This window comes from Acinetobacter sp. UBA2063 (assembly GCF_002333245.1).
GTDB classification, from domain to species: domain Bacteria; phylum Pseudomonadota; class Gammaproteobacteria; order Pseudomonadales; family Moraxellaceae; genus Acinetobacter; species Acinetobacter parvus.
In genome coordinates, this window is record NZ_DDAH01000170.1 from 2,709 (window position 1) to 3,025 (window position 317).

The 317-nt window shown below is 46.7% G+C and carries 1 protein-coding gene; it reads left to right on the forward strand.

Annotated elements, in window-relative coordinates:
* Positions 1-317, forward strand: a 317-nt coding sequence (locus B4H32_RS08040; protein ID WP_286801643.1) for a hypothetical protein, incomplete at both ends; no start/stop codon positions are given.

A 317-nucleotide genomic window follows, 5' to 3' on the forward strand; every position in this document is an offset into this window, starting at 1 on the left:
TGCCGAATTTATGGCGGCGGTATTGTCATCGGAAATGCAGAACACTGACAGCATTGTATTCCTGATCGATGACTGCCGTAACAACAAACTCGACGTGTTGCCACCCTCTGTCAATATGTCGCTATACCATTTCCATGCCAGTGATGAACGCACCATTGTTTATGGGTTGGGTGCAATCAAGGGTGTGGGCGAACAGGCAATGCAGTCGGTGATTGATTCACGGATCAAGGAAGGCCCGTATAAAGACCTGTTTGATTTCTGCCATCGTATTGACCTGAAAAAAATCAATAAACGCACACTTGAAGCCTTGATCCGTG